We start from the raw sequence: 13378 nt of genomic DNA, 5'->3' as shown, positions 1-13378 counted from the left end.
ACGGTAACCGGCAATTCCGGCAACCGCGACCGGCTCGCCGCAGCCCACCCACCGAACTAGAACAAGTTATAGTTCACGGCGCTGGGTAATTCGTCGCTCGGAAGGTGGTCGCAACGGTGCGGACCTGGGACTCTTCAGCAGATGTGGTGGTCGTCGGATACGGCGGCGCGGGTGTCGCGGCGGCATTGGCCGCGCGGGAGTCCGGGGCGGAGGTGCTCGCGCTGGACCGATACCTGGGCGGCGGGGCGACCGCGCTGTCGGGCGGCATCGTCTACGCGGGCGGCGGCACCTGGGTGCAGCGGGCCGCCGGGGTGGACGACGACGTCGAGAACATGCTCGCCTACCTGCGCGCCGAGGTCGGCGACACGGTGAGCGAACAGACGCTGCGGAAGTTCTGCGAGGAATCGCCCGCGCTCATCGATTGGCTGACCGGACACGGGGTTCCGTTCGAGGCGTCGCTGTGCCCGTTCAAGACCTCCTACCCCACCGACGACTACTACCTGTACTACTCGGGCAGCGAAAACTCCGGCGGCTTCCGGGATCTGGCGACGCCGCGGCAGCGCGGGCATCGCGCGCACGGTCGCGGAGTGTCGGGCAAGAAGCTGTTCGGGCCGCTCGCCGACTCGGCCGCAAAGCATGGCGTCGAGGTCCGAACCGGTACCAGGGCAACACGTCTCGTGGTCGAGGACGGCCGGGTCGTCGGCATCGAAGCCACCACGATCGCCGGTGCGCCCGCGACCGTGCGGCGGCGCTTCGCGGCGCTGGCCAAGATCTCGGCGAAACCCGGTGTGTACCACCAGGGTCTGCGCCGGGCCGTGCAGGCGCTGCTGGCGCGGATCGAGCGCCGCCACGGCGTGCCGGTGCGGATCGAGGCCCGCAAGGGCGTCATCCTCACCACCGGCGGCTTCATCGCCAATGGCGAGATGGTCGCCCGGTACGCCCCCGACTACCCGTGGGCGCAGGGCCTGCCGCTGGGTACCGCGGGCGACGACGGCAGCGGCATCACCATGGCGCAGGCCGAAGGCGCCGCCACCGACCGCATGGACGTGCTGTCGACCTGGCGTTTCATCGCCCCGCCCAGCGCCTTCTTCGGTTCCATCGCCGTGGATGCCAACGGGCAGCGGATGATCGACGAATCCCGCTACGGCGCGGCCCTGGGCGCGGCCATCGCGACCAGTCCCGGCAACAAGGCGTGGCTGCTGACCGACGACCGGCTGCTGACCGAGGCGCGCCGCCAGCTCGGTGAGCAGTCGGTGTGGTTCCAGCGCATGCAGGCCGAGCGGCTGCTGCGGGTCGGCAGCGTGACCGGCCGCACCGTGGAGCAGGTCGCCACCCGCGCGGGCATCGAACCGACGGCGCTGCGCAAGACGGTGGACGCCCACAATCGCGCCATCGAGCAGGAGCTGCCCGACCCGATGGGCAAGCCCGACGACATCCGCCGCCCGCTGCAGACGGGACCCTTTACGCTGCTGGACATCTCGTTCAAGGCGCGCCTCACCTACCCCATGCCGATGCTGACCCTGGGCGGCCTGGTGGTGGACGAGGAGACCGGTGCCGTCCGCACCGAGTCCGGCTCAACGATCCCCGGCCTGTTCGCTGCGGGCCGGGCGGCCGTGGGCGTCTGCTCGAACTCGTACGTGAGCGGCCTGTCCCTGGCCGACTGCGTCTTCTCGGGCCGCCGCGCCGGCACCCACAGCGTGGAACTCGCCGCCACGCACTGATTCCGTGGCCGCCGGAGTCTGCCGACGGCCACCAGCGGGGGCACTGAGCCCCTCCCCCCTGGGGTTCGCGATTGCAGGTCAATTGGCGGCTGGGCGAATCGGTGATGCTGCGCGGCCGGACCCGGCCGACCCGCCTGGCCCGGCCGCGGGTGCCCGACCGCGTCCCGGAGATCCGCGCCCGCCGGTGACCGACCGGCCGCCGGTGGACGAGTCGGTTTCGAAGGCGCGCAACAGGTCCGCCGCCACGCTGACCGCGATGACCGCGGGCTCCTTACCGGTGATGTCCGCCAGCCCGATCGGAGTCTTGATGCGCGCCAACGCTTCCGGCGCGTGCCCGCCTTCGGTGGTGAGCCGCTTGGTGAAACGCGCCCACTTGGCCGGGGAACCGATCAGCCCGATGGTGCCGAGGTCCGCGGCGCGCAGCGCGGCGTCGCAGAGCGCGGCGTCCTCCGCGTGATCGTGGGTCATGATCAGGACGTGGGTGCCCGGCGGCAGCCGGTCGAGGATCTGCTCGGGCAGCAGCGGGACGTGATGGGTGTGGATCACGGCGACTGCGTCGTCGAGGGGCGCGAGCCGCTCGGCGGTCAGCATCTCCGGTCGGGTATCGATCAGATGCAGGTCCAGATCGTGGCGGGCGAGGATGCGCGCCAGCTCCAAACCCACATGGCCGACACCGAATACCGCGACGGCCGGCGGCACCGCCAGCGGTTCGAGCAGCACGGTCACCGTGCCGCCACAGCATTGCACGCCGTGCTGATTGACGACCTTGTCATTGAGGGCGAACTCCATCAGTTCGGGTTCGGTGGCCCGGCGCGCGATCCACTCGCGGGCCCGTTCGACGGCGACGGCCTCCACATTGCCGCCGCCGATCGATCCCCACGTCCGCGACTGCCCCACCACCATTTTCGCGCCCGCCCGGCGCGGCGCGTGGCCGCGCACGGTCGCCACCGTGACCAGGACACCGGGCTCCCGGCGTTCGCGCAGTCGCGCGACCGCGGTCACCCAGGTCAGATCAGGCACCGGCGGGCACGCTTTCCCCGGCGGCGAACTCGTCCGCCGCGTCCCCGGCTCGACGGGCCGCGTCCAGCGCCCAGTACACCGCTTCCGGTGTCGCGGGCGCGCCGAGATCCACGCTCACGCCGACCGGCCCGAAGGCCGCGGCCGCCTGCCGCAGCGCCTCGCGCACCGAGAACGCCAGCATCAGCGGCGGCTCCCCCACCGCCTTGGAGCCGTAGACCGCGCCGTCCTCGTGCGCGTGCGACAGCAGGCTGACATTGAAGACCTCGGGCATCTCCGAGAAGCTGGGCAGCTTGTAGGTGCTGGCGGCCTGGGTCAGCAGCCGCCCGCGCCCGGGCCCGTCGCCGGTGTCCCAGCGGATGTCCTCGAGCGTCAGCCAGCCCGCGCCCTGCACGAATCCGCCTTCGATCTGGCCGATGTCGATGAGCGGGGACAGGCTGTCGCCGACGTCGTGGACGATGTCGACGCGGCGGACGCGGTAGGCGCCGGTGAAGCCGTCCACCTCCACCTCGGTGGCCGCGGACCCGTACGCGAAGTACTTGAACGGTGAGCCGTGCATGGTCTTGGCGTCCCAGTGCAGTCCTTCGGTGCGGTAGAAACCGGCCGCCGACAACTGGACTCGCTGCAGGTACGCCGTGCGCACCAGGTCGTCCCAGGCGACCTCCGCGTCGCCGGGCCCGAGGGCGCGGGCGACACCGTCGGCGATGCGGATATCGGAGGCGTCGACCCCCAGCCGGGTCGCCGCCACCCGCGCCAGCCGTTCGCGCAGCTGCTCGCACGCGTTCTTCACGGCCGCGCCGTTGAGGTCGGCCCCGGAACTGGCGGCGGTCGCGGAGGTGTTGGGCACCTTGTCCGTTCGGGTGGGCGCCAGCCGCACCTTGTGCAGCGGGATGCCCAGCGTGGTAGCCGCCACCTGCAGCATCTTGGTGTGCAGTCCCTGCCCCATCTCGGTGCCGCCGTGGTTGATGAGCACCGAGCCGTCCTTGTAGATCAGCACCAACGCCCCGGCTTGGTTGAAGGCCGTCATGTTGAAAGAGATGCCGAACTTGACGCCGGTGACCGCCAGTCCGCGTTTGACGTGCCGATGCTCGGCATTGAACGCGGCGATCTCCCGTGTGCGCCTGGCGATCTCACCGTTCGCCACGACCTGATCCCAGGTATCGGTGATGCGCTCGGGGTGCCGTACCGGCTGCCCGTAGGGCGTGGACTGCCCGGCCCGGTAGAAGTTGCGGCGGCGCAACTCCATCGGATCCAGCCCGAGCAGCGGCGCGCACCGCCCGAGCAGGTCCTCCATCACCAGCATGCCCTGCGGCCCGCCGAAGCCGCGGAAGGCCGTGTTGGACGGCTTGTTGGTCTTGGCGATGCGACCTCTGAAGCGCGCGTTGGGAATCCAGTACAGGTTGTCGACGTGGCACAGCGCGCGGGCCAGCACCGGTTCGGAGAGGTCCAGGCTCCAGCCGCCGTCCGAGGTCAGGGTGGCGTCGAGGGCCAGCACCCGCCCGTCGGCATCGAATCCGACCCGCCACCGCGCGTGGAAGCCGTGCCGTTTGCCGGACATGGTCAGATCCTGAGTCCGGTTGAGCCGCAGTCGAACCGGTCGCCCGGTGAGGGTCGCGCCGAGCGCCGCGATGGCCGCGAAGCCGTGCGGCTGCATCTCCTTGCCGCCGAAACCGCCTCCCATGCGCAGGCATTGCACGGTGACCTCGTGATTGTGCAGCCCGAGCACGTGGGCCACGATCTCCTGCGTCTCGGACGGATGCTGGGTGCTCGATTGCACGAACACCTGCCCGCCCTCGTCGACATGCGCCAGGGCCGCGTGGGTTTCGAGATAGAAGTGTTCCTGGTCGGCGAACTGGATCTCGCCGGTGAAGACGTGGGCGGCGGCCGCGAAGCCGGATTCCAGGTCACCGCACCGCACTTCGGGCCGCGCGCCCTGGAAGCTCTCCGCCGCGATCGCCTCCTCGAGGGTGATGATCGACGGCAGCGGATCGACCTCCACTTCCACCGCCGCCGCGCCCAGCCGGGCGGCCTCGAGCGACTCGGCGAGCACCCAGCAGACGGCGTGCCCGTGGAAGCAGACCTCCGTGGGGAACAGCGGTTCGTCGTGTTTGACGCCCGCGTCGTTGATGCCGGAGACGTCCGCGGCGGTCAGCACCCGCACCACCCCGGGCACCCGCAGCGCGGGTTCGGTTCGCAGGGCGGTGATCCGGGCGTGCGCGTGCGGTACCTGCACCGGGTAGGCGTGCAGCACGTCCTTGGTGCGGTACACCAGGTCGTCGGTGTACAGCGCGGTGCCGGTGACATGCAGTGCGGCGCTCTCGTGCGGCAGCGCGAGCCCGACGACGGCGTGTTCGGGTCGTTGCGACAGGTGGCTCATCTCGGCGCCCCCGCGGTCTCGGTGGTCTCGGCGAACAGTTTCCGCAGGCTCTCCCCCAACATGGCGCTGCGATATCGGGCGCTGGCGCGATGATCGTCGAGCGGCGTGCCCTCACCCGACAGCACCCGCGCAGCTTCGGCCACGGTGGATTCGGTCCACGGCCGCTCCTCCAGGACGGCCTCGGTCGCATAGGCACGAACCGGGGTGGCGGCCACGCCGCCCACTCCGATGCGCGCCTTGCGCACCATCCCGCCCTCGATCTCGATAGCGAAAGCCACTGCCACACTGGAGATATCGTCGAAGCGCCGCTTGGCGATCTTGTGGAAGGCGGTGACCGGCGCGAGCGGCAACGGGATGCGTACGGACCGGATGAGCTCCCCCGGCCGCCGCACCGAACTCCGGTAACCGGTGAAGTAGTCGGCGAGCTCGACCTCCCGCGCGCCGTCGGCGGCGGCGAGCACCACCGACGCCTCCAGCGCCAGCAGCACCGGCGGCGCGTCACCGATGGGTGACCCGGTGCCGAGATTGCCGCCGAGGGTGGCGGCATTGCGAATGAGCCGGGATGCGAACTGCGGGAACAACTCCGACAGCAGCGGCACCCGCCCGGCGAGCCGGCGCTCGAGCTCGGTGAGGGTCAACGCCGCGCCGAGTTCGATCCCGTCCGCGTCGATGGTCAGTTCGCGCAGTTCTGGGAGCCGGTCCACGGCCAGGGTGCACTCGGCCCGCTGCCCCCGGAGGTTCGCCTCGACCCCCAGGTCGGTGCTGCCCGCGAGCACCGTGGCGTCGGGGTGGTCGCGCAGCAGCCGCAGCGCCTCGGCCAGCGTCGCGGGTCGCACGAAACGCCGCCCGCCGGAACTGAAGTCGGTCGCCGCCGGTTCCGGCGCGTCGGAGGCCAGCCGGCGGGCCAGCACGTCGTCGGCCGCCGGTTCGCCGACCGCGAAGGCGGCGTCGCGGATCGGCCGGTAGCCGGTGCAGCGGCACAGGTTCCCGCTCAGGGCGTGCAGATCGAAGCCATTGGGTCCGGTTTCCCCGTGCGCACAGGTCTCGTGGCGATCCGGCCGGTAGTACTCCGCCGCCATGCTGCACACGAATCCCGGTGTGCAATAACCGCACTGCGATCCCCCGCGCACCGCCATCTCACGCTGCACCGGATGCGGGGCGGCGGCCGTGCCCAGCCCCTCCGCGGTGACGACTTCCTGTCCGTCGAGCGCGAGGGCGGGCGTCAGGCAGGCGTTGATCGCCACCCATTCGGTGGGTTCGACCGTCCCGGGCCGCGCGACCAGAACCGAGCACGCGCCGCATTCGCCTTCCGCGCACCCTTCCTTGGCTCCGGTGAGTCCGTGTTCCCGGAGAAAATCCAGCAGGGTGGTGTGCGTCGCCGTGGGAGAAATCGGCGTCGCTTTCCCGTTCACCGTCATGAAAATTGCCATTGCCGGCTGCTTTCGTCGTCGAGTGCACTGTCCAGTGTCGGCGGATTAATTCCGCTCGTCGAGAAAGAGTGCTCAGCAGCCGTGCGCCACGCGCCCGGGCACCCACACCGTGCGGTGGGCGAGACGACGCAGGTCGGAGTTGTCGGCCATCCGGTCGCCTCCTGTCCGTGACCACGAAATATGTCGCCCGAACCTACGTCCGGGCGGGATATTCGGCAACACGGGATGCCGCCGACCGTGTGATTCTGTAGGAAAATACGAAGGCGGCCGGAAGCCACGCCGAACCGGCTGGACAATCGAACAATCCGCTGCGGAGCGGGCATTTCCTGCGCCATCATTCGGTTCGTGGTCGCGGCCTCTTCCGGCCCGCGGTCCACGCGTTCCAGGAGGCTTCTCATGCAAATGCGCTTTCTGCCGAAAGGCCCAGCGCGTCCCTCCCGTAAATCCGAAATCGATGCCGCCACCGACGGCGTAGTGGACAAGCCCCCCATTCCCCCGCATCCGGTCGACGAGATACCCAGGCCACCCCGCTTGCTGCTGCTGGGCCTGCAGCACCTGGCCATCATGTACGCGGGCGCGGTCGCGGTGCCGCTGCTGGTCGGCGGGGCGCTGAAACTGCCCGCGCACACCATCGGCCTGCTGGTGAACGCCGACCTGTTGGTCTCGGGCATCGTCACCATCATTCAGTCCGTCGGCGTCGGCCGCATTCTGGGTGTGCGGCTGCCGGTGGTCGCGGGCGCGACGTTCACGGTGGTCTCGCCGATGATCCTCATCGCGCAGCAGTTCGGCGGCGGCGAGGCCGGGCTCCCGACCGTGTACGGCGCGATCCTGGTGTCGGGCGTGTTCGGTTTGATCATCGCCCGCTTCTTCGCCATGGTGGTGCGCTTCTTCCCGCCGCTGGTGTCGGGGTGCGTGATCTGTGTGATCGGACTGTCGCTGATCGGTGCGGACGCCGGGCTGATCGCCGGCGACGACCCGAAAGCCGCCGACTACGGCCAGGTTTCGCACGTCGCGCTGGCCGGTCTGGTGATCGCGCTGATCGTGGTGATCCACCGCTTCGGGCGCGGGCTGGTGAGTCAGCTGGCGGTGCTGCTCAGCGTCGCGATCGGCACGCTGGTCGCGGTGCCCATGCATCTGGTCGACATGTCCGCCGTCGGTTCATCGGGCTGGTTCGCGGTGTCGAAGCCGTTCATCTTCGGTGCGCCCGAGTTCCATCTGGGCGCGATCATCTCCATGTGCGTGGTCATGTTAGTGACCTTCACGGAATCGACAGCCGACATAGTCGCCGTGGCCGAGATGGTCGATAAGGACCTCGAACCCGGCGATCTCGGTCGCGGTCTGGCCGCCGACGGCTTCTCCGCGGTGCTGGCCGGCTTCATGAACTCCTTCCCCGACACGGCCTTCGCCGAGAATGTCGGTCTGGTGGGCTTGACGGGGGTGCGCAGCCGCTGGGTGGTCGCGGCCTGCGGCGGCATGCTGGTGGCCCTGGGGCTGGTCCCCAAGGTGGGCAGTGTGGTGGCGGCGCTGCCGGGTCCGGTGGTCGGCGGCGCGGCGACGGTCATGTTCGCCATGGTGACCGCGGTCGGGCTGCGGGTATTGCACAAGGTTCAGTTCGAGGGCACCAGCAATATGCTGATCATCGCGGTCACCCTGTCGGTGGCACTGCTGCCGGCGGTCGCGCCGAACATCTACACCAAGTTCCCCACCGACTTCCAGATGATCGCGGGCAGCCCGATCACCTCCGCGGTGATCGTGGTCTTCGTGCTGAATCTGGTCTTCAACCACTGGGGAGCAGGTCGGCGACCGGCTCCGGAGACCGCGCATAGTGCTGAGCCAGCGCCGCGCACGTGAAGAGCTGGATCTGGTGGAAGAGCATGAGCGGCAGCACGATCAGGCCGACCGGGTGCCCGGCGAACAGCACCGACGCCATCGGCAGGCCCGTCGCCAGGCTCTTCTTGGATCCGCAGAAGGTCACCACGATGCGATCGTCGCGGGAGAACCCGAGCAACCGGCTGCTCACCGACGTGACGGTCAGCACCACCGCCAGTAGTCCCGCGCAGACCAGCCCCGTCGAGAGGAGCACTCCCGCGGACAGTCCGCGCCAGATGCCTTCTGTCACACCGGCACTGAACGCCGCGTAGACGACCAGGTACACCGAGCCGCGATCCACCGCCCTGGTGGCGGCTGGGTGGCCGAGCACCCAGCGCAAGCGGGGTCGCAACAGCTGCCCGGCCAGGAACGGCACCAGCAGCTGCACCACGATGGCGAGCACCGCCGAGGGCGAGACCCGCACGCCCGCAGTGGTGTTCAGCAATGTCACGACCAGCAGCGGGGTCACGAACACGCCGATCAGGTTGGACAGTGACGCGCTCACCACCGCGCCCGCCACATTGCCGCGCGCCATGGCGGTGAAGGCGATGGAGGACTGCACCGTCGAGGGCACCAGGCACAGGAACAGCACGCCGGTGTAGAGGTCGGGGGTGAGCACGCCCGGCACCAGCACCCGAAGACCCAGCCCGAGCAATGGGAACAGCACGAAGGTGGCGGCCAGCACGCAGGCGTGCAGTCGCCAGTGCCGCAGACCGTCGAGCGCCTCACGGGGTTCCAGGCGCGCGCCGTAGAGCAGGAACAGCACCGCGATCGCGACCTTGGTGGCCCAGCCCAGCAGCTCGGCGGCCTCGCCGCGGGCGGGCAGCAGGGCCGCGAGCGCCACGGTGGCGAGAATGCCGACCATGAAGGAGTCGATCCGGAGTTTGGCGAGGAGCTGCACGTTTCCGACGTTAGGAGTCGAGCACTGATCGCGAAAGTCGTTCGTTCCGATATCTATCATCGCGATCCGCGATAATTGACCGATGTTCGATCCCGAGCTCCTGCACACCTTCCTGGCCGTCGAGCGGACCGGCGGCTTCACCGCCGCGGGCCGCGAACTGGGCCTGCGGCAATCCACCGTGAGCGGCCACATCGCCCGGCTGGAACAGGCCGCCGGGCGTGAGTTGTTCCGCCGCGACACCCGCAATCTGGCCCTCACCGCCGACGGCGCCGCCATGATCGGCTTCGCCCGCGCCATCCTCGACGCGCAGGCCCAGGCGGCGGCCTACTTCTCCGAGTCCACCCTCACCGGCCTGGTCCGGCTCGGCGCGTCCGACGACGTGATGGCCCGCGCGCTGCCCGACATCCTGGTGGAGTTCCAGCGCACCCATCCGGGCGTGGATCTCGAGCTCACCGTCGGGTTGAGCGAGTCGCTCAAATCCCGGATGGCCGCGGGCGAACTCGACCTGGTCTTCGGCAAGCGGCTGCCGGGCGAGAAGCACGGCACGCTGCTGTGGCGGGATCGGCTGGTCTGGGCGGGCCCCTCGGCCGCAAGGGAATTCGACGATCCTGTGCCCTTCGTCACGTATCCGGAGCCGAGCCTGACCCGGCAACGCGCCCTGCGCGCACTGAAACACGCGGGCCGCGCCTGCCGGGTCACCTGTGTCAGCGACAGCCTGCTGGGCCTGCGGGCCGCGGCGCTGGCCGGACTCGGGATCATCGTGCACGCGGCGGGTGTGCTGCCCGATGGCCTGGTGCCGCTCACCGATCCCCGGCTCCCCGAATTGGGGGAGCTGGACTTCGTGCTCATGCAGCGCCGCACCCGGCTGCCGGACCCGGCGCAGGCCCTCGCGGACGCGATCGCCGCCGATGCCCGCCGCCTATCACTCCAGACCACGCGGGCCGTGCTGTGAGTACGCTGCACGGCGATAGCGGTATGGTCTGAAACACCGGGGGTATCGCACATCTGAGGTGGGTTGGGTGTTGATCGGTGCTAGGACGAATGACGGTGCGGCCATTGGTGATTCCGATGCGCCGCCAGTGGTGTGGAACCGGACCACGTGCTGGGTGCTGGCCTGCGGCGCGGTGTTGTCGCTGGTCCTGATCTTCACGACGGTGGATCCGTGGCTGGATCAGGTGGGTTTTCTGGCCGGCGGCTTCGATGTGCACGTCTACCGCGACGGCGCGTGGAAGATCTACAACCACCATCCGCTCTACACCGAGACCACGCACCGCGGCCTGTCCTACACCTATACGCCGTTCTCCACCCTGATCTTCCTGCCGATCCTGGGGATCCCCTGGGCCAATGTCACCAATACCTGGCTGGCCCTGAACATTTGCGTGCTCTACGTCTGTGTCCTGTTGTGCTGGAAGGTGCTCGGCTACCAGCTCACCTGGTCGCTGGTGGGGGTGAGCGCCCTGCTCACGGCCACCTGCATGTTCGTGGAACCGATCCGCACCACGCTCTACTACGGCCAGATCAATCTGGTGCTGATGGCCTTGATCCTGTGGGACTTCTCGCGGCCGGAGCACAGCCGGTTGCGCGGGATCGGGGTCGGCCTGGCCGCGGGGATCAAACTGGTGCCGCTGTATTTCGTGGCGCAGTTCCTGGTGCTGCGGCGGTGGCGGGCGGCGCTGACGGCCGCGGCGGCCTTCGTGGTGACCATCGCGCTGGCCGCCGCCGTGCTGCCGTCCGATTCCCGGGAGTACTGGACCCGGACGTTCTTCCAGTCCGATCGGATCGCCCCGGATACCCAGCCTGCCAATCAGTCCCTGCGTGGCGCGATCGCGCACCTCACGGATGCTCCGGTGCCGCAATGGCTGTGGCTGCTGGTCGCGGTTCCGGTGGCGATCGGCGGGCTGGTGCTCGCGGCGGTGCTCTACAACCGGGGCGAGCGGCTGCTCACCGCGACGGTCGCGGGCCTGACTTCTTGTGTGGTGTCCCCGTTCTCCTGGAATCACCACTGGGTGTGGTTCCTGCCGCTGTTCGTCTACCTGGTGCATCGGGCGCTGACCGACGTGCGCTGGTGGGCTGCGGCGGGATTGCTCTACGTGGCGACGGGCGCGTGGGCCTACCACTGGACTGACCGCTGGGTGGTGGTGGGCTGGTTCCTGTTTCCCCCGTCGTGGCCGGCCTACCAGGTGCTTTTGAACTGTTACGTGCTCGTCTACGCAGTCATCACAGCCTGTTTGATCATGTCGCTCCGACGCGGCCGCCGCACGGCCTAAGCAACCGACCGGTCGGCAAACCGGCCGCATCCGTTATGGAAGAGTGCCCGGACCTATATCCGAAACAGGCCGTGGATGGGAATCCCTCTCCCACAAACCCTTCGCGAGCGAGGACAGAGGAGGACGCCATGACTGACCTGGTGTGCATCGATTGCTGGCGGCGTGACAACCTCACCTTCACCCAGCGGCTGGACCCGGCCTACGTCAAGCCGGGCCCGAAATTCCGGTGCGCCCTGCACCGGGCCCAGTACGAGGCGGACATCCCGCACCCGGACCACACCGAGCGCACCGACCGCGCCGCCTGACCGCCACTACGGAGCCTCGATCACCAGACCCGCCCGTGCGCCGCGCTTCTCACCCCATTCGTAGAGCGCGGTCAGCACGGGAACCAGGCTCCAGCCCTCGTCGGTGAGGTCGTACTCCACCCGCGGCGGCACCGAGGGAAACACGGTGCGTCGCACCAGACCGTCCGACTCCAGTTCGCGCAACTGCTGGACCAGCATCTTCTCACTGGTATCCGGCATCAGCCGGCGCAGTTCGCCGTACCGGCGCACCCCTTCCTTGAGGTGGGCGAGGATCACCGGTTTCCACTTGCCGCCGATCAGGTCGACGGTCACCTCGACCGGGCAGTAGTAGCGCTTCACCGACACCTCGCCTCCGGTACTTACCGAAAAGTGCGTTCTTGTAACACTGTAATCATGCGACTTTCATGAATTCCCATGAAGGTCATCACATTCGATCGATTCAAACCCGGCGTCACCCTGGAGACCATCACCCCCTACCTGCCCGAGGAGGTCGCCAATGTGTGGCGGCTGTGGAAGGCGGGCATCGTGCGCGAGAACTACGCCCGCGCCGACGAACCCGGGGTGGTGATCGTGTTCGAGGTCGACAGCGTCGAGGAGGCGCGGCGGTACGTGAACGACTTCCCGCTGACCAAGAAGGGCTTCCTGGAGTGGACCTACGTGCCGGTCACCGCCCCGCTGCCGATCGAGGCGCTGATGGACGCCTCGGTGGATGTCGCCGAACCCTACGACCGCACCCGCTGAGGCAGCCATGCGACAAGCCTACGGCCTCACCATTCCGCAAACCGTCGCGGACGCCTGCCATCCGGACCGGATGGCGCTGCTGATCTACGACATGCAGGTCGGCATCGCCGGGCAGATTCCGGACGGCGACGCGATCGTGAAGTCCTGCGTGCAGTTGCGGGATGCGGCCCGCGCAAACGGTTTCCGCGTGTTCTATACCCGGCACATGTCCATTCCCCCTGCGGCCGCGGGGGTCTCGCAATTGCGCACGGCCATGGAATGGCAGCGCGTGGACGATCCGGCGGAGGTGCGCGCGGCCTTCCCCCAGGGTTCGCCGCAGTACCACCTGGTACCCGAGTTGACCCCCGGCCCGGACGAGGTGGTCTTCGACAAGATCACCATGTCGGCCTTCGCCGCGACGCCCCTGGATATCGCGCTGCGGGACTTGGGCATCGGCGCGTTCGCCGTGGCGGGCATCGCCCTGGAGGTCGGCATCGAACCCACCGTGCGCCACGCCACCGATCTCGGCTACCTGCCCATCGTAATCACCGATGCCTGCGGCGCGGGCCATCCCGGGGCGGCCGAACGCTCGCTGGCCGCACTGGCCTTCGCGGGCGGTTCCCGTACCACCGACGTGGCCGATCTGACCGCGCTCATGAATAGCCGCTAGTTAATCGGTCGACCGATAAAGAAAACCGGTCGACCGATTATTAGATTGGGGCAAATCAGGTTATTCCGTCATTTTCCAACTGGGCCTGCCGAGGCTGCGGA

Annotated in this window: 12 protein-coding genes; 7 read left to right on the top strand and 5 right to left on the bottom strand. The window is 68.9% G+C overall.

Features of this window, described 5'->3' with window-relative positions; all coding sequences use genetic code 11:
* The first annotated feature begins 116 nt into the window (after nucleotides 1-116).
* The gene (locus ACYVKL_RS32105; protein ID WP_379167575.1) at nucleotides 117-1721 is read left to right on the top strand and encodes an FAD-binding protein; all 1605 of its coding nucleotides are present in this window, start codon (nucleotides 117-119) and stop codon (nucleotides 1719-1721) included.
* Between the two features lie 78 nt (nucleotides 1722-1799).
* On the opposite strand, the gene xdhC is transcribed toward ACYVKL_RS32105, so the two are convergent.
* The 3 genes from xdhC to ACYVKL_RS32090 are packed head-to-tail and all read right to left on the bottom strand — an operon-like array spanning nucleotide 1800 to nucleotide 6545.
* Nucleotides 1800-2741, bottom strand: coding sequence for a xanthine dehydrogenase accessory protein XdhC (xdhC, locus tag ACYVKL_RS32100; protein ID WP_379167577.1), 942 nt, complete (start codon nucleotides 2739-2741; stop codon nucleotides 1800-1802).
* Nucleotides 2734-5115 (bottom strand): xanthine dehydrogenase molybdopterin binding subunit, encoded by a 2382-nt coding sequence (gene xdhB, locus ACYVKL_RS32095; RefSeq protein WP_379167579.1) that lies wholly within the window; start codon nucleotides 5113-5115, stop codon nucleotides 2734-2736. Before xdhB ends, xdhC begins: the two co-directional genes overlap by 8 nt.
* On the bottom strand, nucleotides 5112-6545 hold the full coding sequence (locus tag ACYVKL_RS32090) for a xanthine dehydrogenase small subunit (RefSeq protein WP_379167582.1): 1434 nt from the start codon (nucleotides 6543-6545) through the stop codon (nucleotides 5112-5114). Before ACYVKL_RS32090 ends, xdhB begins: the two co-directional genes overlap by 4 nt.
* Nucleotides 6546-6941: 396 nt before the next feature.
* Here ACYVKL_RS32090 and ACYVKL_RS32085 point away from each other — a divergent pair, with 396 nt between their 5' ends.
* Nucleotides 6942-8396 (top strand): nucleobase:cation symporter-2 family protein, encoded by a 1455-nt coding sequence (locus tag ACYVKL_RS32085; protein WP_379167585.1) that lies wholly within the window; start codon nucleotides 6942-6944, stop codon nucleotides 8394-8396.
* On the opposite strand, the gene ACYVKL_RS32080 is transcribed toward ACYVKL_RS32085, so the two are convergent.
* Complete coding sequence (locus tag ACYVKL_RS32080; protein ID WP_379167588.1) at nucleotides 8323-9315, bottom strand: bile acid:sodium symporter family protein; 993 nt, start codon at nucleotides 9313-9315, stop codon at nucleotides 8323-8325. The two genes, ACYVKL_RS32085 and ACYVKL_RS32080, sit on opposite strands and share 74 nt — an antisense overlap.
* Nucleotides 9316-9397: 82 nt before the next feature.
* Between ACYVKL_RS32080 and ACYVKL_RS32075 the strand changes: the two genes are divergently transcribed.
* The 3 genes from ACYVKL_RS32075 (at nucleotide 9398) to ACYVKL_RS32065 (ending at nucleotide 11887) form a co-directional block, all read left to right on the top strand.
* Nucleotides 9398-10267 carry a LysR family transcriptional regulator gene (locus tag ACYVKL_RS32075; protein ID WP_379167590.1) on the top strand — a complete coding sequence of 290 codons (870 nt, stop codon included), beginning with the start codon at nucleotides 9398-9400 and terminating at the stop codon, nucleotides 10265-10267.
* Between the two features lie 127 nt (nucleotides 10268-10394).
* The gene (locus ACYVKL_RS32070; RefSeq protein WP_379167592.1) at nucleotides 10395-11582 is read left to right on the top strand and encodes a glycosyltransferase 87 family protein; all 1188 of its coding nucleotides are present in this window, start codon (nucleotides 10395-10397) and stop codon (nucleotides 11580-11582) included.
* A 128-nt stretch (nucleotides 11583-11710) separates the two neighbouring features.
* Complete coding sequence (locus tag ACYVKL_RS32065; protein WP_379167594.1) at nucleotides 11711-11887, top strand: hypothetical protein; 177 nt, start codon at nucleotides 11711-11713, stop codon at nucleotides 11885-11887.
* Nucleotides 11888-11893: 6 nt separating this feature from the next.
* Here the strand turns inward: ACYVKL_RS32065 and ACYVKL_RS32060 are convergent, their stop codons facing one another.
* On the bottom strand, nucleotides 11894-12232 hold the full coding sequence (locus ACYVKL_RS32060; protein ID WP_213557581.1) for a winged helix-turn-helix transcriptional regulator: 339 nt from the start codon (nucleotides 12230-12232) through the stop codon (nucleotides 11894-11896).
* A gap of 69 nt (nucleotides 12233-12301) precedes the next feature.
* On the opposite strand from ACYVKL_RS32060, the gene ACYVKL_RS32055 reads away from it, so the two are divergent.
* Complete coding sequence (locus ACYVKL_RS32055; RefSeq protein ID WP_379167596.1) at nucleotides 12302-12628, top strand: YciI family protein; 327 nt, start codon at nucleotides 12302-12304, stop codon at nucleotides 12626-12628.
* 7 nt (nucleotides 12629-12635) lie between these two features.
* The gene (locus ACYVKL_RS32050; protein WP_379167598.1) at nucleotides 12636-13277 is read left to right on the top strand and encodes a cysteine hydrolase family protein; all 642 of its coding nucleotides are present in this window, start codon (nucleotides 12636-12638) and stop codon (nucleotides 13275-13277) included.
* Nucleotides 13278-13378: the final 101 nt, after the last annotated feature.

It is taken from the genome of Nocardia tengchongensis (genome assembly GCF_054781395.1).
The sequence above is the reverse complement of the archived record's forward strand: the minus strand, read 5'-3'. Positions and strand labels throughout refer to the sequence as shown.

Coding starts and splice junctions, on each gene's coding strand:
- xdhB (WP_379167579.1), bottom strand. CDS start 5,115: ATGAGCCACCTGTCGCAACGACCCGAACACGCCGTCGTCGGGCTCGCG.
- ACYVKL_RS32090 (WP_379167582.1), bottom strand. CDS start 6,545: ATGGCAATTTTCATGACGGTGAACGGGAAAGCGACGCCGATTTCTCCC.
- ACYVKL_RS32085 (WP_379167585.1), top strand. CDS start 6,942: ATGCAAATGCGCTTTCTGCCGAAAGGCCCAGCGCGTCCCTCCCGTAAA.
- ACYVKL_RS32075 (WP_379167590.1), top strand. CDS start 9,398: ATGTTCGATCCCGAGCTCCTGCACACCTTCCTGGCCGTCGAGCGGACC.
- ACYVKL_RS32065 (WP_379167594.1), top strand. CDS start 11,711: ATGACTGACCTGGTGTGCATCGATTGCTGGCGGCGTGACAACCTCACC.
- ACYVKL_RS32055 (WP_379167596.1), top strand. CDS start 12,302: ATGAAGGTCATCACATTCGATCGATTCAAACCCGGCGTCACCCTGGAG.
- ACYVKL_RS32050 (WP_379167598.1), top strand. CDS start 12,636: ATGCGACAAGCCTACGGCCTCACCATTCCGCAAACCGTCGCGGACGCC.